This is a genomic window from Providencia sp. PROV122, assembly GCF_028482365.1.
Lineage (GTDB): Bacteria > Pseudomonadota > Gammaproteobacteria > Enterobacterales > Enterobacteriaceae > Providencia > Providencia stuartii.
Window position 1 is genome coordinate 16765 of the sequence record NZ_JAMPQI010000025.1, and the last position, 19788, is coordinate 36552.

16 protein-coding genes are annotated in these 19788 nt (G+C 38.7%); 3 read left to right on the forward strand and 13 right to left on the reverse strand.

Going from position 1 to position 19788, the window contains the following annotated elements:
* Window positions 1-75: 75 nt before the first annotated feature.
* The 6 genes from PSE69_RS16465 to PSE69_RS16490 all read right to left on the reverse strand — a co-directional run bounded on the left by PSE69_RS16465 (window position 76) and on the right by PSE69_RS16490 (window position 5956).
* Window positions 76-2616, reverse strand: a complete 2541-nt coding sequence (locus PSE69_RS16465) for a fimbria/pilus outer membrane usher protein (RefSeq protein ID WP_072502575.1) — start codon at window positions 2614-2616, stop codon at window positions 76-78.
* A 95-nt stretch (window positions 2617-2711) separates the two neighbouring features.
* Complete coding sequence (locus tag PSE69_RS16470; RefSeq protein WP_072502576.1) at window positions 2712-3416, reverse strand: fimbrial biogenesis chaperone; 705 nt, start codon at window positions 3414-3416, stop codon at window positions 2712-2714.
* A gap of 17 nt (window positions 3417-3433) precedes the next feature.
* Complete coding sequence (locus PSE69_RS16475; protein WP_004925932.1) at window positions 3434-4003, reverse strand: fimbrial protein; 570 nt, start codon at window positions 4001-4003, stop codon at window positions 3434-3436.
* A 15-nt stretch (window positions 4004-4018) separates the two neighbouring features.
* Window positions 4019-4591, reverse strand: coding sequence for a fimbrial protein (locus PSE69_RS16480; protein WP_041705099.1), 573 nt, complete (start codon window positions 4589-4591; stop codon window positions 4019-4021).
* Window positions 4572-5318, reverse strand: coding sequence for a fimbrial biogenesis chaperone (locus PSE69_RS16485; RefSeq protein WP_004925930.1), 747 nt, complete (start codon window positions 5316-5318; stop codon window positions 4572-4574). Before PSE69_RS16485 ends, PSE69_RS16480 begins: the two co-directional genes overlap by 20 nt.
* Window positions 5319-5398: 80 nt before the next feature.
* Window positions 5399-5956, reverse strand: coding sequence for a fimbrial protein (locus tag PSE69_RS16490; protein ID WP_014656930.1), 558 nt, complete (start codon window positions 5954-5956; stop codon window positions 5399-5401).
* Window positions 5957-8093: 2137 nt separating this feature from the next.
* Between PSE69_RS16490 and zur the strand changes: the two genes are divergently transcribed.
* Window positions 8094-8609, forward strand: a complete 516-nt coding sequence (gene zur, locus PSE69_RS16495; RefSeq protein ID WP_004925923.1) for a zinc uptake transcriptional repressor Zur — start codon at window positions 8094-8096, stop codon at window positions 8607-8609.
* A 166-nt stretch (window positions 8610-8775) separates the two neighbouring features.
* Here zur and lexA read toward each other — a convergent pair whose 3' ends face one another.
* Both lexA and PSE69_RS16505 read right to left on the reverse strand, forming a co-directional pair.
* Window positions 8776-9399: a transcriptional repressor LexA gene (gene lexA, locus PSE69_RS16500; protein ID WP_004925920.1), complete on the reverse strand. Its 624-nt coding sequence runs from the start codon at window positions 9397-9399 to the stop codon at window positions 8776-8778.
* A gap of 136 nt (window positions 9400-9535) precedes the next feature.
* Complete coding sequence (locus PSE69_RS16505) at window positions 9536-9910, reverse strand: diacylglycerol kinase (protein ID WP_004925918.1); 375 nt, start codon at window positions 9908-9910, stop codon at window positions 9536-9538.
* Between the two features lie 126 nt (window positions 9911-10036).
* On the opposite strand from PSE69_RS16505, the gene plsB reads away from it, so the two are divergent.
* Complete coding sequence (plsB, locus tag PSE69_RS16510) at window positions 10037-12505, forward strand: glycerol-3-phosphate 1-O-acyltransferase PlsB (RefSeq protein ID WP_014656931.1); 2469 nt, start codon at window positions 10037-10039, stop codon at window positions 12503-12505.
* Window positions 12506-12648: 143 nt separating this feature from the next.
* Here the strand turns inward: plsB and ubiA are convergent, their stop codons facing one another.
* From ubiA to pgi, 3 genes are all read right to left on the reverse strand, one after another.
* Entirely contained in the window at window positions 12649-13503 is an 855-nt protein-coding gene (ubiA, locus tag PSE69_RS16515; protein WP_169342289.1) for a 4-hydroxybenzoate octaprenyltransferase, read from the reverse strand.
* Window positions 13504-13536: 33 nt separating this feature from the next.
* Entirely contained in the window at window positions 13537-14043 is a 507-nt protein-coding gene (gene ubiC / locus PSE69_RS16520; RefSeq protein WP_004925912.1) for a chorismate lyase, read from the reverse strand.
* 260 nt (window positions 14044-14303) lie between these two features.
* Window positions 14304-15950: a glucose-6-phosphate isomerase gene (gene pgi, locus PSE69_RS16525; protein WP_040132715.1), complete on the reverse strand. Its 1647-nt coding sequence runs from the start codon at window positions 15948-15950 to the stop codon at window positions 14304-14306.
* Window positions 15951-16214: 264 nt separating this feature from the next.
* On the opposite strand from pgi, the gene lysC reads away from it, so the two are divergent.
* Window positions 16215-17591, forward strand: a complete 1377-nt coding sequence (gene lysC, locus PSE69_RS16530; protein ID WP_004925907.1) for a lysine-sensitive aspartokinase 3 — start codon at window positions 16215-16217, stop codon at window positions 17589-17591.
* Window positions 17592-17644: 53 nt separating this feature from the next.
* Here lysC and PSE69_RS16535 read toward each other — a convergent pair whose 3' ends face one another.
* Window positions 17645-18262: a LysE family translocator gene (locus tag PSE69_RS16535; RefSeq protein ID WP_004925905.1), complete on the reverse strand. Its 618-nt coding sequence runs from the start codon at window positions 18260-18262 to the stop codon at window positions 17645-17647.
* Complete coding sequence (locus PSE69_RS16540; RefSeq protein WP_004925902.1) at window positions 18259-19740, reverse strand: tetratricopeptide repeat protein; 1482 nt, start codon at window positions 19738-19740, stop codon at window positions 18259-18261. The genes PSE69_RS16535 and PSE69_RS16540 overlap by 4 nt, the downstream gene beginning before the upstream one ends.
* Between the last annotated feature and the right edge of the window lie 48 nt (window positions 19741-19788).

Below are 19788 nucleotides of genomic sequence, written 5' to 3' on the forward strand. Positions count from 1 at the left end.
GCTAATTCATCTCATGTTCATTTTGAACGCTATCAATAAAATAAATGATTTGCTTTTTAGTGTATTAATAACAAGCTAGCGGCATTCTGCAGCAAGAGTACGAACAGGCTGCGTACTTGTTGTGATAACTTTATCTAGGCCGGTGAATTTCAATACACAATGTTGTTCTTGACCACTTCCCCAGCTAATATTTAATGTACCTGAATTAGGTAATCCACTCATAAATAGCTTATTATTATCACCTACAATACCTGTATTTTCTTCTACCACGTTACTTTCTACTAATGTAGCGATGGCTCCAAAAGGTACTGCACTTCCATTTGCCATACGTATATTAAAGAGCACCTGATAACCCACTTTTGTATCGAATTTAGCCTTAACAAAAGCCCCTGCCGATGGATAAATAGTCTTGGTTGTCTCCTTCAGCATGACATCATCAGGTAAAGTATTCACATCTAGGGTCACAATATTAGAGCTATAAGGTGTTGCATATGGATATAACGCATAACCTTGCCCGTTAACAACGGTATTTTGGTTATTCGTTTTTGTTCCTTTTGCTTCTGGAGCCTCAATAATAATACCACTATCACCAATTGTACGGCTAAACAGCACTCCGCCTTCGTGTAATAACATTCCACCGGACAAGCTACCATTCACAGACTGGTTATTTTTTGAGTAATTATAACCCGCAGATATGCCAAAATTAGGCGCAGAGTAACTAGAGCTTAGCGTACCGCTTCCACCAACTCCTTTATTTCCATATGCTTGAGAAATTCCATAAGAGAAACTACCATCTCTGGAAGTACCACTGATCCCTACCTGTTGGTTAATATAACCATCATTATCTTGACTGTAAGAATATGTACTATACATATTCTCTATTAATTCATTATTAGAGAATATACTAAATGGAATATCTACGTTGATAGATATTTGTCTGTTCTCAGGCCAACTTTCTTTATCTTTAATACGGTCAATGCTGTAGTTTACTGAGTAGTTAACTTTTTTAAATGAACCATTATATCCTATGGATAATTGTTTCACTTTCCTATCTATTTCCCAATAGTCATAAATACTACCGGAGATATAAACACTTCCGTACTCCCCTAACGACTGTCTTAGTGCCGTCGTGAAGCTACTACGTTGACGTTGATTTAACCACGGTGCCACATTATCTTTTAGCTTATGGTCATAGTTATTAAAATCAGCAAAACTAAAATACGAACGAGTTGAATAACGTAAAGCTGTCAAGTCAACAGATGTCCCTGTCGATGCCATACTTTTTGAATATCTTATTCTGAATGACTGCCCTGAACGATCACCAAGATTACCATCCATATTTGCTGTCGCATGGGTGATATCTGCAGATAACGCCCCAAATGTTCCCAAAGATATTCCAAGACCTGCCGCAGCAGAAAAATAGTCTTTAGCCATCAATAGCCCACCGTATAGTGTGCTATTTGTAGGTAATCCGTAAATAAATGACCCTAAAAAGAAATCAGATTCTCTAGAGGTTTTGGTATATCCACCATCATAACGACCTACAACGGCCTCATATTTATAACCATCAGGACGAAGCATCACAGGTAAAGATGAGAAGGCAACTGTTGATGTTTTCTCAGTACCATTCTCCTCTTTAATGGTGACATCTAAGTCACCCGCGTTTCCTGTAGCGTAAATATCTTTGATGACAAACGGACCAGGGGAAACATAAGTTTGATAAACAATATAACCATTCTGGCGGATAGTGACCATTGCATTTGACTGCGCGATACCTCTAACTTCAGGTGCAAAACCTCTCATACTACTAGGTAACATTTGCTCATCAGATGCAATTTTCATCCCTTTCAATGGAACGGCATCAAAAACATCACTTCCTGAGCTGATTTCCCCGACAGAAAAAGTGGATTTGATAGAATGTAGTGCACGCATAACATAAGTGTTAGAGAAACTCGTTTGGTCTTTTTCTCCCTTAGACTTACTATATGCTAAATTTGATCTTAACCTCCAAGGTCCTGCATTTAACCCTGCACGGATGTTCGCAAACATATTTTCATTTTTAATTATTTCATTTGCGTCATTTCTGCTTTTGTTACCACTGACAAAATAATTAAAAAATAATGCAGGAACACCATCATCTAATAAGCTAGGATCGATATAACCTTGTACCTTGTTATCCATAGCTATTTGAGGAATAGTTAACGTTAATCTTAGGTTTTGGATGTTAGGTGTCACCGTAGCATCTGGAATATATTTAGAAAGGTCTAAAATAGAGGTATCCGGATTAACGCCATTGAAACTCGGTAAAGTTTTAGTAGCCACGCCCCAGTCCTCCAAAAGTTTTGGAGTAAACTCGGGAACAACCTCACCTTGAGGGTTTAATTTAAAATTAACTTTTTTACTACCCAGAATATTACGGTTTACTTCAACAGTGATCAAATACTCACCAGGAGGCACACTATTTGTTGCAGTAAATTTAGATAAGTCAATCTGAGATGCGTCAACCCCCAACTGACTTTCTAACATTGTTGGATCAAAATAATCGTCACCATAGGAATATAGAGACAAAAAAATTAGTGACGATAACATACTTATTTTGAATAATTTCATTTCCATTTCACTGACCTTTATTTGCCTTTATATTCCCAAAGTTAATCGTTAATAATTTAGAAACTCTTAGATATATAAAGCTAAAGCACCTTTAAAATTTATTAATTATCAACAGATCCGTATTTATAGTGATATACATCAGTAGCAGAACCATAATCGTTCATAAAACGCCATCCACCGCTCATTTTCTCGCCATTAAATTTTATTTTATCTAAAACATATTTATTGAAGGGTGGAATTAGTATTGTTTCTTTTAACTCATTACCATTGTAAGTAAAATCGACAATAGTCATATTAAATGGAGTAGGATTATCAATAACCCATTTACCATTATTTTTATTGATAGTAATTTTTTCATAATCCGAGGTTTTAGGGGCGGATATACCTTCCGGCCGATAAAAAGCCTTGATAACAATCGCCGTTACAAATACAACACTCAGCTTATTTTCTTGTTCATTATTTTTTGATGTTGGCGGTATAGCTCTTGCCTTAAAGTAAAAGAGCGACTCTCTATCTTTAGGTAGATTAGAGTAGTCATTGGGTCTAATTCTTACTGAGTATCCACTATTAGCTTCGACTCTAAATAAAGGAGGTAAAACAATAAAATTATTATTCTGAGATTTTTTATCCTCACCCAACATTGTTGTTTGAACAATGAGTGGATAATTCGAGTCATTTATAAGTTGAATATCTTGACTCACATCCTTATGTGAAAAAATAATTCTACTTTTATTTAGAGATATTCCATTCGCGAATACGCTGGATGTCATCAGTAATGCTATCAAGAACAGTATTTTTTTAAACATTAGAAAAACCAATTTAGTTAGTCAACCATATAAGTTAACGTGAACGTTGACTTGAATTGACCAATGTTTGCGTCAGATGCACAGTCTTTAACCCCATTCTTGCACATTAAATAGGCATAAAACTGTTTTTCCATGACATTTTCTTGAATATTGGTCCAAATTTTGTTTTTATTTTTATCAAAAAAGACATCATCAGCTTGCGTAGCTGTTTCTTTATCACTGATTCTTATAGCAAAAGTTCTCTCACCAGGATCATCTAAGAATCCATTATTTTCAACAACATAGTTACCATCTAAAGTAATATAATTATTAGCAAAGTCATTATTTTTACACTCCGCTAATTTAATCGAAAAAGGTAATTTAACTTTTCCCTCAGCGGAATCAGACTTTAATCTTGCCAAAGCGATTGAACCAAAATCAATGACATTCTGTGAAGTACCTTCAATAAGGATATCACATGTATTTTTAGGTACAGTCACATTAAATTCTATGTCTACCCCTTCTTTATCCTTTGCATTTGCATTTCCAAATAACATACACACGCCTAAAGTAACCGCAAATATAAGATTATTTCTCTTAAAATTCATTATAATAATTCCTTATTATGGTTGCTCTAACGTAATATCTATAGAGGAAAGCAACTCTCCAGGTTTTAAAGAACTTTCACCATCTAATTTAACCACACTAACTTCGAATAAATTTTCTGCTTTACCATTCCCTTTTATAGTAAAAGGTACATGTTCTGATTTTGAAAGTTCAACTATTTTGCAACTGGACTCATCGTCTTTACAAGACCATAATACAAACGCTGCATTTGTTATATTATTAGTAGGATAGATTTTATTCATGCTATTAACTTCAGTACCACTGCCCGAAGTTATTTTCATCAGATATGGTACACCCGCATTTCCATTAGAAAAATCAAAGCTATCACATTCATAACCAAATAAAAATTGCTTCACATGCGTTTTATCTGTAACAGCTTCTTTTATTGTATTGGTCTGTATCGGTAAATTAAAAGTAACATCTAATGTAGGAGAGACAACTTTACAAGAGCCTTTAATGATATTACCTTTAACTTCAAATTTAACTGCATTTGCAACACTATTAAAACCTAATAAAAACGGTAACGTTAGGCAACCAAGTTTGATGTATTTAAAGTATTTGGCCATCATATTTCTCCTCGCCACCTAGATCATTAATTACAACCCATGTAGCTTGCTTATTATTCAAACCTCCACCGACTGTATAGCTATAAGAACTATATGGCGCAATCATGGTATTCTTTTTCTGTAGGCTTAAACTGACCTTTTTTCCACCAACCACTAATCTATTTAGATTTATGTAGTAAGGAGAGTTATTTTCAACTACTACACCTGATGGAGAGGATTTAATCACTAACTTCTTATATGCATCTTCTATTGATATAGGTAAATTATTAGGACGATAGAATAATTTTATAATATTATTATAGCCAATATTGATACCCGCACCTGTTGCTGGTCCATTAGTTGAGGGGATCATAGTGCCTGTAAAGTAAAAAACTGTTTCTCTATCTACTGGTAGGCTATGAGGCTGTATAAATATTCTAATATCTTGGCTTTTTTTACTATCAACTTTAACTAAAGGTGGATAAATTGCGAAAGGAACATTTTTACCACCGTTCTCTTGGGTTATAGCAAATTTAGCAAGATAGTTAATACTCGTATTATTTCTTGCACTAATAGAAATGCTTTCCTCTCCTTGAGAATAGACTAATCTTGTAGCATTTAACCCTACTCCACCATTCGCAAATGACTGCGCGGAAATAAATGGTAAAATAAAAACAAACAGTAAAATTAACAATCGCAGATTATCTATCGAAAAATTCAAATTTCTTTGTTTTAGTTTTATTGTTTGCATTATCTAAACCTACATTTTCCATCTTCAATAATAAGAGGCTGTAAATAGCCTCTTATGCCATTATCTAAACTTTATCAGTATTAGTTATAAGATACAGAGAAAGTAACTGGTACGTTTAATGTATCAGGAGCAACACCTACTTGAGTCAGTAAAAGTTTAGCCAATACAGGAATTGTAGTGCTACCGTTAACATCTACAGCGTTAGAGAATTTCAGCTCTGTGTCTACGTTTGGTTTGATATCTTTACCACCTGAAGATAATGCAACTGCTAAAGATTTAGCACCTGTGTTTGCAAAATACTCTGGGAATAGTGGAGATTCTTTACCTTCTGCATGAACGAAAATAGCTGCATCTTCTGCTGCTGCTTTAGAACAGTTAGTCAGGATCAGGTTGAAGTTTTTATCTGAACCTAATTGGTCTTTAACATTCTTACCATTAGTTTGGTCAAGAGTAAAAGTACCCCAATCAATTACAGAACCTTCCGCAGTTGAAGCTACATCACAAGAAGCTGCACGTAATTGAGCTTTGAAACGTACTTCAGTGCTTTTTTTACCTACTTCATCAGCAGCTAATGCTGAACCAGCTACCATTGAACTTGCTAATACTGCGATTGTTACTAGTTTCTTGTTGAATAACATTTTAAATACCTCTGTATTTATAACATGTAGTAGTGAAAGACATTGTTATTTAATGTTCAAATTTAAATTCGTTACATCCTTGTAAATCCAGTCCTAAAATTTTGAATATAAACTTGAATAATCAGCATTAGCCTATTTAGCTAACACCATTAGGGTTAAAAAAATCCTTTTAATCCCCTTTTTAAAGGCAAGTCAAAAAAATTGACTCTAAAAAAGGCACTACCCTTTCTACTTACATACTCAAAAACACATATTAAGTAGTCGTATTTTTACGGTTCTAGTGACTCTTGAATTTAACTTATTGTTAGCTTTCAGCTATCCAGTAATAGACTCCTGAGCACCGCCTATAGTAAAAAATAAAAATACTATTCCTATAAAGGAAAGTGATGGCCAATATAGAAATAGCTATATGGATAAAATTTTCAACCTAGTTAATTAGTCATTTCATTAACTATTAACTAGACAAAGATAATAGCCAACATCAGGAACATATTTAATGTTAGGAGTTTTCTTATATTTGGAAGATATCAAAATCTTTATCTAATCGCGTTTTCTCTAAAAGCAAAACGTAGTAGCATAATTATCTTTTTCAATATGAAGAATATTTCCAAACATCCTCATCAACTGGTTCCAATATTACCGCAACAATATCTTTTGTCAAAAACACAACAAAAAAGCACTACAAACAAAATATAATATTTACAAACACCAAAACAAAAGAATAAACAACCACAAAAGCTAAAAAATCATATTTTTAGCCATCAAAATTGGATTAATTTATATTTATAAAAGGCAAATAATTTATAAAAATTTACATTTGTATCCATTTGTTTGAAATAATTTCATTACATATAAAACTATAAACAAGGAATATACTGAAATAAAATTCTATATTTTATAATCTAACAATACTTAACACCAACTTACACACAAAAGAAGATAATTAAATCTATGTGGCTGAATTGTTGTAAGATAAGTCTTAATTGACATTCACCCCAAATGTAACAGTTCTTTACTTTTCATGTCATCCGCTTTGAGTGTAATGATTACCCTTTGGTTTTATTTAGAATTTCACCAAGTGGCTATTTTTTAATTAAACTTACGGCATTACTTTACTTAGATACAAAGATGTATCTCCACTCAAGAGAATAATTTTTCAATAGCAATGTTCTATCTCTAATCGTTACCTTTAAAAAACCATGATAATCCTAAACATATCAACGCTGTTCTCCTATATAGATAGGGGAAACATGCCTCATATGCAGTCGCTTAGCAGTGAACGATGATATTCTTTTATCTAAGGGTGAAGTGAGAGAATATAAAGATATTCATCTATAAAGAAGAGATAGAAGTATTTCAAAGACTTCTCGCGGTATGAGTTTATAACTAGAAAAATAAAGTGATATGAAACTCAAGATTTATTTTTGATTATGTGGGTCACGGGCAGTGAAACAATATTCGCTAAATAAATACATTAGAATATATAACTAAGTAAATACTACTCTATTTATGCCTCTACTAATTTTTTATTACAAATTAATTATCCACTAATGAAGTTTATTGATATTGCAGACGATCTTTTAACTATTCATAAAAAGACACTCCCCATAATAGCCTAGTGATTGTTGCTTCTATTGACGAAAAAATACTTACAAAGTACCTTAAGTCACAAATTATCGCTTTATTTTAATTAAATAAGATATCTTAAATAGAATATTTAACCACTATTGAGATACAAAAAACAAAATGCATAATTTTAAATTTTACACCTTAATTTTATAAGGTTAATGACCGTAGACGGTTATAGCATCCCAAAATCGGCAGTTTTGTGCCGTTTACCGATAAACATCGGTCTAACAGAAAAGCCTAGCCTAAAGCCTTACAATTACTGACAGTTAAGAAAAGCGCCCAAACTGTGTTATGACAATTAACCTCAAGCGATACATTTAAAATGTAATATGACTCTATTTTTGTCCGATATTGCGGATTAAAATTTTCATTCTTGTTTTTGATAAATAACTATTTTTCTCTATGTTAGCCCTTTTGCTCTCTTCTTATTTCCATCTCTATCTGCAATGAAGTTATGGTAAACTTGTTTACAACAGCAATTTTCAGTTTTGATGTAAGGTCAATTACCATGAAAAAAATGAGTGAAGATAAACTGCTAGTGATGGCCGAAAAAATTTGCCAATCAAGAGGCGTTCGGCTCACACCGCAAAGAGAAACTGTTTTACGCCTGATTGCACAGCAACATGGCGCAATCAGTGCTTATGACTTATTAGATTTATTAAGAGAGGTAGAGCCTCAAGCAAAACCACCAACGATTTATAGAGGCTTAGAGTTCTTAATAGAGCAAGGGTTTATTCATAAAATAGAATCAACAAATAGTTATGTCATCTGTCACCATTTCGATAACCCGAGTCATATCTCAGTAATGTTGATTTGTGATCATTGCGGAAGTGTCACAGAGAGTGATTGCACAACAATTGAAACAGCAATTATGTCTCTTGCAAACAGCCACCAATTTCACCTGAGACACACTGTGGTAGAAAATCATGGATTATGTCATGAATGTTACGAACTCAGCACTTGCCAGGATCATGAACATTGTGAACACAACCATGAGCAACCGGTTATCACAAAGAAGAAATAAGAAGTGGCGTAGAATTACTGCTGATAGTAGGTACTTGCTGAGGGAGCACTTAAATAGAGTGGCAGACTTTTTATCTAATTTAATAACCTAATGACAAACCTAGGTTGATATTAGAAAACAGTAAAATCTGCCAGCAATATTTTGAAGGGTGGTTATAAGACCAATATTAACACCAATCACCATTGCGAATCACACCTACCGCTAATCCTTCAATAGTGAAATTTTGTTGACGTAAATCGACAATAATAGGTGCAAACTCTGGGTTTTCGGCGATTAACTCAACGCGGTTACCTTGTTGCTTAAAGCGTTTTACCGTAACCTCATCTTCAATACGCGCCACAACCACTTGCCCATTACGGACATCTTGTGTTTTATGAACAGCTAACAGGTCACCATCCATAATCCCGATATCTTTCATCGACATCCCATTAACACGCAATAAAAAGTCAGCATGTGGTTTGAATAGCTCAGGATCAACCTGATAATGACTTTCAATATGCTCTTGCGCTAATAAAGGTTCGCCGGCAGCGACACGCCCAATTAAAGGTAGCCCCTGAATTTCAGGATCATTTTCTTCTTCAAGCAGTAAACGGATACCACGAGAAGCCCCTGAAACAATCTCTATCACCCCTTTACGAGCTAAGGCCTTAAGATGCTCTTCTGCCGCATTAGGCGAACGAAAACCAAGGCTTGCTGCTATTTCAGCACGTGTAGGTGGCATACCCGTCTGAGAAATGTGATCGCGCACCAGATCATAAACTTGCTGTTGTCTAGCGGTCAGTGCTTTCATTTCGTTCCCCTGTTTGTTTATACAGTCAGACTGTGAGTATATACAGGTAAATGAAGATTTGAAACACTTAAATCACTCGAATGCCATATTTGCCAGTAATCTCACCGATAATCGCTCTGTTTTCGATAATTTCTGACTAGCCAACGAAATAATGCTGCCACAATATCGTCGCCCAAATAACTAAAGCTAACCCAATCGTGATAAACACAGCCGCTGAGCCAATATCTTTCGCTCGTCCAGACAACTCATGATATTCACTTCCTACACGATCCACGACCGCCTCTATTGCACTGTTAATTAATTCTACGATAGCGACCAGTACAACAGAGCTAATCAATAATAATCGGTCGATATAGCTAACATCCAGCCATAACGCGATAATGACAGCAAGTATTGCCGCAACGGATTCTTGCCGAAATGCAGCCTCATTGACCCAAGCTGCTTTCAACCCTTTAAGGGAGTAACCCGCAGCCTTAATTACACGCGTAAATCCCTTAGTTTGGTTTGCCATATTTATTCCTCAAAATTACAAAACAATAATCATTTTTTGCGGTCAAAGTTAATTGTCAGTAACAGATTTGCCAGTTGATTTCTGGTATGCTTGCGAAGCATTGTTAACAAGAGGCTATAATCATTTATGTCACTATGGCGTAAAATATATTACAACACGTTGAATTTACCACTTAAATTACTGGTAAAGAGCAAACTCGTTCCAACGGACCCTATTTCAGAACTTGAATTGGACACCAGTCGGCCCACATTATATGTGCTGCCATATCATTCTAAATCTGACCTTTTAACATTACGTCACCAATGCTTATCTATCGGCCTACCTGATCCTTTGGTCGATAATGACATTAATGGCACTAAATTACCGGCTTACGTCTTTATTGATGATGGCCCTAGAGTATTTCGTTATTATTCTCCTAATCCACGTAAAGAATCGGTGAAGGTATTCCATGCCTACTTAGATTTGCATCGTAGTAATCCGAATCTTGATATCCAAATGCTACCGGCTTCTGTCATGTTCGGTCGCTCTCCTGGGCGTGAAGGGCATACACCGGCGCCGCCATTGCGTTTACTTAACGGTATTCAAAAGTTCTTTGCCATAATCTGGCTTGGGCGAGATAGCTTTGTTCGCTTTTCCCCTCCAGTGTCGATGGGCTTGATGGCGCAAGAACATGGCACAGATACTATTATTGCGAATAAACTTGCACGGGTCGCGCGTATTCACTATTCACGCCAACGCCTTGCTGCTGTTGGCCCTAAATTGCCTGTTCGCCAAGAGCTATTCAATAAGCTGCTAACCTCAAAAGCCATTGAAAAGGCGGTTGAAGACGAAGCCCGTAGCAAAAAAATTCCACTGAAGAAAGCTCAGCAAAATGCCGTCAATATGATGGAAGAAATTGCCGCTAACTTCTCTTATGAAGCGATACGTCTTACTGACCGAGTGTTAAGTTGGACTTGGAACCGCTTATATCAAGGGATCAACGTTCAGCATGCCGAGCGGGTTCGCCAATTGGCGCAAGATGGTCATGAAATCGTTTATGTGCCTTCTCATCGCAGCCACATGGATTACTTGCTGCTGTCATACGTTTTATATCATCAAGGCTTAGTTCCTCCTCATATCGCGGCAGGTATCAACTTGAATTTCTGGCCTGCGGGGCCTATTTTCCGTCACCTCGGCGCTTTCTTTATTCGTCGAACCTTTAAAGGTAATAAACTCTATTCAACCGTATTCCGTGAGTACCTCAGTGAATTATTTGCGCGGGGTTACTCTATTGAATATTTTGTTGAAGGTGGTCGCTCCCGTACAGGCCGTTTACTTCAGCCAAAAACAGGTACCTTGTCGATGACGCTACAAGCGATGCTACGTGGCGACTCTCGTCCTATTACGATCGTGCCCGTTTATATTGGCTATGAAAATGTTCTGGAAGTGGGAACCTATGCCAAAGAGCTACGAGGTGCTGAAAAAGAGAAAGAAGGCTTCTTTTCGATGGTTCGCGGCCTACGTAAATTACGTAACTTAGGCCAAGGCTATGTGAATTTTGGTCAGCCTATTTCACTCTCTCAATATCTCACAAAACGTGTACCTGATTGGCGCGACTCGATTGACCCTATCGAACCTCAGCGCCCGAGTTGGTTAAACCCAATCGTCAGTGGGCTAGCAGATCACATTATGGTCAATATTAATAATGCTGCGGCAGCTAACGCTATCAACCTGTGCTCAACGGCATTACTTGCGTCGCGCCAACGTTCATTAACGCGTGAACAACTTATTGAGCAAGTCGATTGTTACCTACAGTTATTGCGTAATGTTCCTTATACGGCTGATGCAACAACACCAAATAAAACAGCGGAGCAATTGTTAGAACATGCTTTGCAGATGGATAAGTTTGAAGTCGAAAAAGATAGTATGGGAGACATTATCATTCTTCCTCGTGAGAATGCCGTCCTCATGACTTATTATCGTAATAACATTCATCACTTATTGGTGTTGCCATCACTGATCTCGAGCATTGTGCTCCATCATGAAAGTATTAGCCGCCAAGATATCCACTATCAAGTAGGGCAAATTTATCCCTTCCTCAAAGCTGAACTGTTTATGCGTTTTGATAGTGGCTCTTTGGTTGACGTCGTTGATACCTTAATTGATGAGCTAAATAACCAGAAATTAGTGTGCTTAAAAGAAGACGATATTGTCATTCTTAATCCACGTCGTATACGCCCATTACAGTTGCTCGCAGCAGGTGTTCGCGAAACCTTACAGCGCTATGCGATTACGCTTTCTTTACTCAATGCGAGTCCAGAAATTAGCCGTAATACATTAGAAAAAGAGAGCCGCATGCTAGCTCAACGTCTTTCTGTGCTGCACGGTATTAACGCTCCTGAATTCTTCGATAAAGCGGTCTTTTCAATCTTAGTCGAAACGCTACGGGAAGAAGGCTACATTGATAATGATGAAAACGACATTTTCACGGCCAATGCGAAAAAACTCTATGCGGTTATTTCGCGTTTAATGTCGCCAGAAATTCGTTTGACTATCGAGAGCGTGAGTCAACCAGAGGAGCGCGCTACTGAGACAGAAAAATCAAAAGAAGACTAACTTTTAAGTCTAAAGAAACCAAAAGGGGGAATGCAATTCATGTTCCCCCTTATAAACAAAATCCCACGTTAAAAACGTAGGGTCGTCAGTACGTAAAAGGGGTAATGTGCTTCACATTACCCCTTTACTATTCCACAAATGGTTTACAAGTAACTTAAGAAAATCCCAATAAATAAGATCAATCCAACATAGTTATTATTTAAAAAGGCTTTAAAACACGGTGCTCGTTCCCTATCTACCATTAATTTTTGTTGGTAAATAAACAGCAATGCCGATAGTGATAGTGCGATATAGTACACCGCTCCTAAATCAGCCAATGAACCCACTAACACCAATAAAACAATCATCACGATCTGTAAAATACCAATAATCAGCTTGTCATATTGGCCAAACAGTATCGCTGTTGATTTAACGCCGATTTTTAAATCATCATTGCGGTCAACCATCGCATACTGGGTATCATAAATCACGGACCACAAGATATTGACCAAAAACAGTACCCAGCACACCAATGGTAACGATTCACTGACAGCAGAGAAGCCCATCGGGATAGACCAACCAAATGCGGCACCTAAAACAACTTGAGGTAAATGGCTGACTCGCTTAACAAAAGGATAAATCCACGCCAAAGCTAATCCGGCAACAGATAGCCAGATAGTCATTGAATTTAGCGTCAGTACCAATAAAAATGAGAGACCAACGAGGCTAGCGAATAAAATTTTTGCTTCTTTTTCTGTCACATCACCACTGGGTAATGGGCGGTGTTTCGTTCGCTCAACATGGCCATCAAAGTGGCGGTCTGCGAAATCGTTAATCACGCATCCGGCTGCACGCATCAAGAAAACGCCCGCCGTAAAGACAATAAGAATATGTAAACTCGGTATACTTTGAGCGGCAATCCACAACGCCCAATAGGTTGGCCATAACAATAATAGCGACCCTATCGGCCTATCAATACGCATCAAACGGCTGTAGGCATGCCATTTACTTAGCGCCATACTTCCCTCCATTTGTTGTGCTCCTTTTATTTTTTATCTTTTATATGCAGGTGATTCAGGTAAAAACAGTTCGGTTAATAATAAAGGTTTTTCAGATAATCTTAATAGAGAGCGGCGGATCCATCGCAAATTTTGCTGCCCTATATGAATATAATCACGGGAAAGATTATCATGGCTAAAGAGATAACGCCCTAACGGTACAGCACCGATATCAATAAGTTTCCGGTCTTCACCAGTCAATGTCTCCTGTGGAATTAACGTTCGTCCAAGTAACCATGGAATATTATCACCATACATAATGACTTCACGTAACCAATAATATTCACTGACAGGTAAACACGCCGCTTCTTCTTCGCTCAATGCCTCTTGAGTCACATAACGTTGCGTATAAGGAACAACCGTGACACGTTGGCAATGCTGCTCTAAGCGTTTTGTCATCGACCCTAGTTCATGTAGCCAATCTAAAACATTTTCAGGAACAAGGTCATCATCTTCTGATAGCCATGTTATCGGGTGAGAGATAAAAAGCGTTTCATCCATTACTCATCATTCCACCACTATACTGTGTGGTTTTGTATCATATTGGTTCTTAGCATGAAGGATATCACGTTGCCTTGCGATAAGGTTAAAGTTAGCTAACAAATTAGTTAAAAAATCACAAATCCCACATGAATTGTAAAATTTTCTTAAAATAATTTTTAACGCTAATGAGTCATACACACAAAATGATCAAGTAGAAATGATTAAATAGCGACAGCCTGCCATTATGGCAGGCTTGTGAAAGGTAGCTATGACGCTTATCAACGCCAAGCTTTATAACGATTAATTAGTCCATTAGTTGAGCTATCATGGCTGCTGATTTCGTCTTTACTTTCTAACTCAGGCAAAATTCGGCTCGCCAATTGTTTCCCAAGCTCTACACCCCATTGGTCAAAGGTGAAAATATTCAGAATTGCCCCTTGCGTGAAGATCTTATGTTCATACATCGCAATGAGTGCACCTAATGAATAAGGTGTGATCTCTTTAAGCAAGATTGAGTTTGTTGGGCGGTTACCTTCAAACACTTTATAAGGAGCAACATACTCCATATCTGTAGGGTTTTTACCTTGAGCCGCAAATTCCGCATCAACAACTTCACGCGTCTTACCAAATGCCAACGCTTCCGTTTGAGCAAAGAAATTCGACAGTAATTTATCGTGATGATCACCGAGTGGATTATGCGTTACTGCTGGCGCAATAAAATCACAAGGGATCATTTTAGTTCCTTGATGGATCAATTGATAAAAGGCATGTTGGCCGTTCGTGCCCGGTTCACCCCAAATAATTGGCCCCGTTTGATAAGAAACTTTGTTGCCATTACGGTCAATATACTTACCATTTGACTCCATATTTCCTTGTTGGAAATAAGCGGCAAAACGGTGCATATATTGATCATATGGCAGAATCGCTTCAGTTTCCGACTCAAAAAAGTTGTTATACCAAATGCCAATTAAGCCAAGGAGAACAGGAATATTCTTTTCAAAAGCCGTTTGGGTAAAGTGCTTATCCATTGCATGAGCCCCTTCGAGGAGCTGAACAAAATTGTCATAACCCACAGACAAGATAATGGATAGGCCAATCGCTGACCATAATGAATAACGGCCACCAACCCAATCCCAAAACTCAAACATATTTGCCGTATCAATACCGAACTTCGCGACTTGCTCACTATTGGTTGACAGTGCCACGAAATGTTTTGCGATATGCTGTTCATCTTTCGCTTGTGCGAGCAACCAATCACGCGCTGAATGCGCATTCGTCATGGTTTCTTGCGTCGTGAAGGTTTTTGATGCGATTAAAAACAGAGTTGTTTCTGGATTTAAAACTTTCAACGTTTCCGCTATCTGCGTGCCATCAACGTTAGAAACAAAGTGCATATTTAAGTGATTTTTATAAGGGCGTAGCGCTTCGGTGACCATAAATGGACCAAGATCTGAGCCACCGATACCGATATTCACCACATCCGTGATAGCCTTGCCAGTATACCCTTTCCACTCGCCATTAATAATGCGCTCACTAAATTGATGCATCTTTTCTAAGACCGCGTTGACATCTGGCATCACATCTTTGCCATCAACATAAATCGGTGTATTGTCACGGTTACGTAGTGCGATATGCAATACAGCACGATCTTCGGTACGGTTAATTTTTTCACCACTGAACATACTATTCATTGCGCTTTTTAGCTGAGTCTCTTCAGCCAATGCGAATAACTTATCCAATGTTTCTTGAGTAATTCGGTTTTTGGAGTAGTCCACCAAAATTTGGTCGTCAAATGTCGCGGAAAATTTGGTAAAGCGATCATTGTCTTGTTTGAACAGGTCGCGCATATGGGTATCTTTCATTTGCGCAAAATGTTGCTCTAGCGCCCGCCATGCTGCCGTTTGGCTTGGATTAATACTATTCATGGATAACACTCTCCAAAATATTTGAAATAAAAATAATTGTAACTCGCCGAGTCATCTTGACCTATCACTTTCCTGCGTTCTTGCAATCCTTATGATATTGGGCAATTTTTTGCAATTTTTCCAGAGCTTATTACAGCCATCGGGAAAAGCGATAATAAATTAGTCATCATTAGAATTACTGATTTGCATCGATTCTTCATTGACGGCATCGGCCTAACCCGATATTTCTATATAAAAAATAGATTGCCAAAAGGGATTGATACCATGAATGCAGTAGCCTCTTTGCCAGAAAATAATCCGTACGTTATCGCCAAATTTGGGGGGACAAGTGTCGCTAATTTTGAAGCCATGAACAAAAGTGCAGACGTTGTTCTTTCGAACAATAATGTCCGCGTAGTGGTACTTTCTGCTTCTGCGGGTATCACTAATTTGTTGATAGAGCTTGCCGAAGGTTGCGATGCCGACAAACGTAATCAGCTACTGCAAAAAGTTAAAGAGATCCAATATGCGATTATTGATCATTTACAACATGCGGAAGTAATTCGCGAAGAGATTAATCGTTTATTAGATAATATTGCTCATTTGGCAGATTCCGCTTCTCTGGCAACTTCCGATGCGCTCACCGATGAAATGGTGAGTCACGGTGAACTTATGTCGACTTTGCTGTTTGTTGAAGTCCTCCGCCAGCGTGGGGCTAACTCACAATGGTTTGATGTGCGCAAAGTAATGAAAACAAATGCAAACTTTGGTCGCGCTGAACCCGACCTTTTGCAATTAAAAGAGTCGGCCCAACAACACTTGCTCCCTCGCCTACAGGGTTCTTTAGTCATTACACAAGGTTTTATTGGGCAAGATAGCAAAGGACGCACAACAACACTTGGCCGTGGCGGTAGCGATTATACCGCGGCATTATTGGCTGAAGTTCTCAATTTAGCACGTGTTGATATCTGGACAGACGTTCCTGGTATTTACACGACAGATCCACGCGTCGTACCCGCAGCACAGCGTATTGATGAAATTGCTTTTGACGAAGCCGCGGAAATGGCAACGTTTGGCGCTAAAATATTGCATCCAGCAACGCTATTACCTGCGGTACGTGCTGGGATCCCTGTTTTTGTTGGCTCCAGTAAAGAGCCACAAGCTGGCGGAACCTTAGTGTGTGATAAAACCGCGAATGCCCCTCAATTTAGAGCGTTAGCACTGCGCCGTAAACAAACACTGCTCACGTTACATAGCCTAAAAATGCTGCATGCTCGAGGCTTCTTAGCTGAAATATTCACGATTTTATTACGTCACAATATTTCCGTTGACTTGATCACCACATCCGAGGTGAGCGTAGCCCTCACATTAGACACCACTGGCTCTACAGGTACAAATGGTAGCTTACTCACCAACGCACTGATGACAGAGCTATCAGCGCTATGCCGCGTAGAAGTAGAAGAAAACTTAGCGCTAGTGGCCATCATTGGTAACGAACTGTCGCAAGTAAATGGCCTCGGCAAACAAATTTTTGGGGCGCTAGAATCCTTCAATATCCGAATGATCAGCTACGGTGCCAGCAGCCATAATATCTGCCTACTGGTACCAGGTAATGACGCGGAAGAGATAGTGCGCACTCTGCATTCAAATCTATTTGAATAACGGCTCACTTTACTGAGAAGACAGGCGCTCTTAGATAAAGGGCGCCTTTGACTTTATCGGCGAGAGAAAGCTAATTTAGCCGCGAACATAATAAAAATTAGCCCTGTTGTTCTGTCCATCCAGCGAATTACCGCCGGTTTTTTAAATAATGTCGATAGGGGGCGGGTAGCACCAATCAACAAGCCACTCCAAATAATCCCTAAAATGACATGGATCCCCACCAGCAAAAATGTCCACATCACTACATCTTTTCCGGCAGGGATAAATTGCGGTAAAAATGAGACATAGAAAATACCTACTTTTGGGTTAAGTAAATTGCCCAAAAAGCCTCGCATAAACCAATTTTGTTGCTTGGTGGATGTCGCGTTATTACCTGAAAAATGGTTTCTCGGTTTCAATAGCATTTGAACACCAAGCCAACACAAATAGGCAGCACCACACCATTTTAAAATAGAGTAAGCGAGTTCAGAGGCGGCAATCAGTGCGCCTAAACCAAAGGCTACCATAGCCCCCCACGCCAAACACCCTAACCCAATTCCTGCCGCGGCGGCAAAGGCCGTTCGTGTTCCCTGAACCGTTGATGTTCTTAAAATTAGTGCGGTATCAATACCTGGTGTTATTGTTAGCAATGTTGCCGCGAGTACATATGCGACCATCAATTCAGCTATCATTCATCACCTCCCTTTATCTTAGCCATCGCCTTTTGTACATTTGCCGTGTACTCCAACATCGCTGCTGTCACCGCTGCATTCTCTTTTAACAACCTTAAATTTTTTTGTGCTGTTGTATCATCCTGCTGACTCGCCCGCTCAAACCACATGATGGCTCGAAAGATATTTTTATCGCCACCAAGCCCCTTGGCATACATGACGGCAAGGTTATTTTGTGCATCACTGAGGCCTTGAAACGCGGATTGTTGCCATAATTCCCGCGCTCTTCGCGCATCTTGTTTTACCCCATTTCCCGTTAAGTAAAAAATGGCCAATTGATTTTTTGATTGGATATCATCCTGCTCTGAGGCTTGTAGCCAACTCACCACTTTTTGAATATCTATCTCAGGGAGTTGCCCTGCAATATACAATTCAGCGAGTTTTGTTTGTGCTTCGACAATATCATCCTCGGCCATGCTCATATACCATTCAATGGCTTTTCCATGATTGGCTTTGACACCGCCTAACCCTTTTTCGTAAAACTCCGCGACTTTCATTGCAGCAGGAACAGAACCATTATTGGCGCCTAGCAAATACCACTCAAAGGCACTGCCAAGATCTTTGCCTACACCATCACCCTCTTCATAGCCCCGCCCCATCACAAACAGTGCATCTGTATACCCCTGTGATGCAGCACGCTTATACCAATACATCGCTTGATACGGGTTCTTTTCAATCAAACGGTGGCCTTCATAATAGAGATCCCCCATATTCATTTGTGCAATTGCTGAACCCATATTTGCTGCTTGTCGATACAAATCAATGGCTTTTTCCTCGTCCTGCTGAACGCCTTCACCCTTTTCATATAAGACAGCTAAGTTATTGACTGCCGCAGCCACTCCCTGCTGTGCACTCTTTTCATACCACATTTTGGCTTTTTGATAATCAACCTCACCGTCTAAGCCATCGTAATAAAACATACCTAACGCCAACTGGCTATACGCGCCCCCTTGTTCGGCGGACTTCGTATACCATGCTTTAGCTTGTTTATAATCTTGCTCCAAGCCTAAGCCGCGCTCATACAAAAAACCTAAACTATATTGGCAATCAGGGTCACCCTTTTCTGCCCCTTTCCGATACCAGCGCACTGCCTCTGCATATTTTTGCTGCTGTTGTGCTAAAAGCCCTAAATAATAGTCACCATCGGCACTGCCGCGATCAGAGACTTTTTTAAACCAAATGAAAGCCTTATCTGCATCAGGAGATAAATAATCAGTACCATCCATATAAACAAGGCCAATATTGAGCATGGCATCAATATCACCAGACTCAGCTTCTTTTAATTTATGAGTAAACTCGACAGGAAGGTTTTCAGGGGGTGTGGCAAGAGAAGCTGGCGGTTGCTGTTTTCCTTGTACCGATAATGTTTCCTTGGAATTAGCCTGCACAAAAGCAGCACTGCCTAAACAAAGCAAAAATATTAAGGGTCGTAAATTCATTCAATCAATCCATTCGCCAGCATTATGCTTATAACATAACACTCCTCA

Bases quoted from the DNA above. Each gene is read 5' to 3' on its own strand.
- zur (WP_004925923.1), top strand. From the start codon at position 8,094: ATGAAAAAAATGAGTGAAGATAAACTGCTAGTGATGGCCGAAAAAATT.
- lexA (WP_004925920.1), bottom strand. From the start codon at position 9,399: ATGAAAGCACTGACCGCTAGACAACAGCAAGTTTATGATCTGGTGCGC.
- PSE69_RS16475 (WP_004925932.1), bottom strand. From the start codon at position 4,003: ATGAATTTTAAGAGAAATAATCTTATATTTGCGGTTACTTTAGGCGTG.
- PSE69_RS16480 (WP_041705099.1), bottom strand. From the start codon at position 4,591: ATGATGGCCAAATACTTTAAATACATCAAACTTGGTTGCCTAACGTTA.
- plsB (WP_014656931.1), top strand. From the start codon at position 10,037: ATGTCACTATGGCGTAAAATATATTACAACACGTTGAATTTACCACTT.
- ubiA (WP_169342289.1), bottom strand. From the start codon at position 13,503: ATGGCGCTAAGTAAATGGCATGCCTACAGCCGTTTGATGCGTATTGAT.
- PSE69_RS16470 (WP_072502576.1), bottom strand. From the start codon at position 3,416: ATGTTTAAAAAAATACTGTTCTTGATAGCATTACTGATGACATCCAGC.
- PSE69_RS16490 (WP_014656930.1), bottom strand. From the start codon at position 5,956: ATGTTATTCAACAAGAAACTAGTAACAATCGCAGTATTAGCAAGTTCA.
- PSE69_RS16465 (WP_072502575.1), bottom strand. From the start codon at position 2,616: ATGGAAATGAAATTATTCAAAATAAGTATGTTATCGTCACTAATTTTT.
- PSE69_RS16485 (WP_004925930.1), bottom strand. From the start codon at position 5,318: ATGCAAACAATAAAACTAAAACAAAGAAATTTGAATTTTTCGATAGAT.
- lysC (WP_004925907.1), top strand. From the start codon at position 16,215: ATGAATGCAGTAGCCTCTTTGCCAGAAAATAATCCGTACGTTATCGCC.
- ubiC (WP_004925912.1), bottom strand. From the start codon at position 14,043: ATGGATGAAACGCTTTTTATCTCTCACCCGATAACATGGCTATCAGAA.
- pgi (WP_040132715.1), bottom strand. From the start codon at position 15,950: ATGAATAGTATTAATCCAAGCCAAACGGCAGCATGGCGGGCGCTAGAG.
- PSE69_RS16540 (WP_004925902.1), bottom strand. From the start codon at position 19,740: ATGAATTTACGACCCTTAATATTTTTGCTTTGTTTAGGCAGTGCTGCT.
- PSE69_RS16535 (WP_004925905.1), bottom strand. From the start codon at position 18,262: ATGATAGCTGAATTGATGGTCGCATATGTACTCGCGGCAACATTGCTA.
- PSE69_RS16505 (WP_004925918.1), bottom strand. From the start codon at position 9,910: ATGGCAAACCAAACTAAGGGATTTACGCGTGTAATTAAGGCTGCGGGT.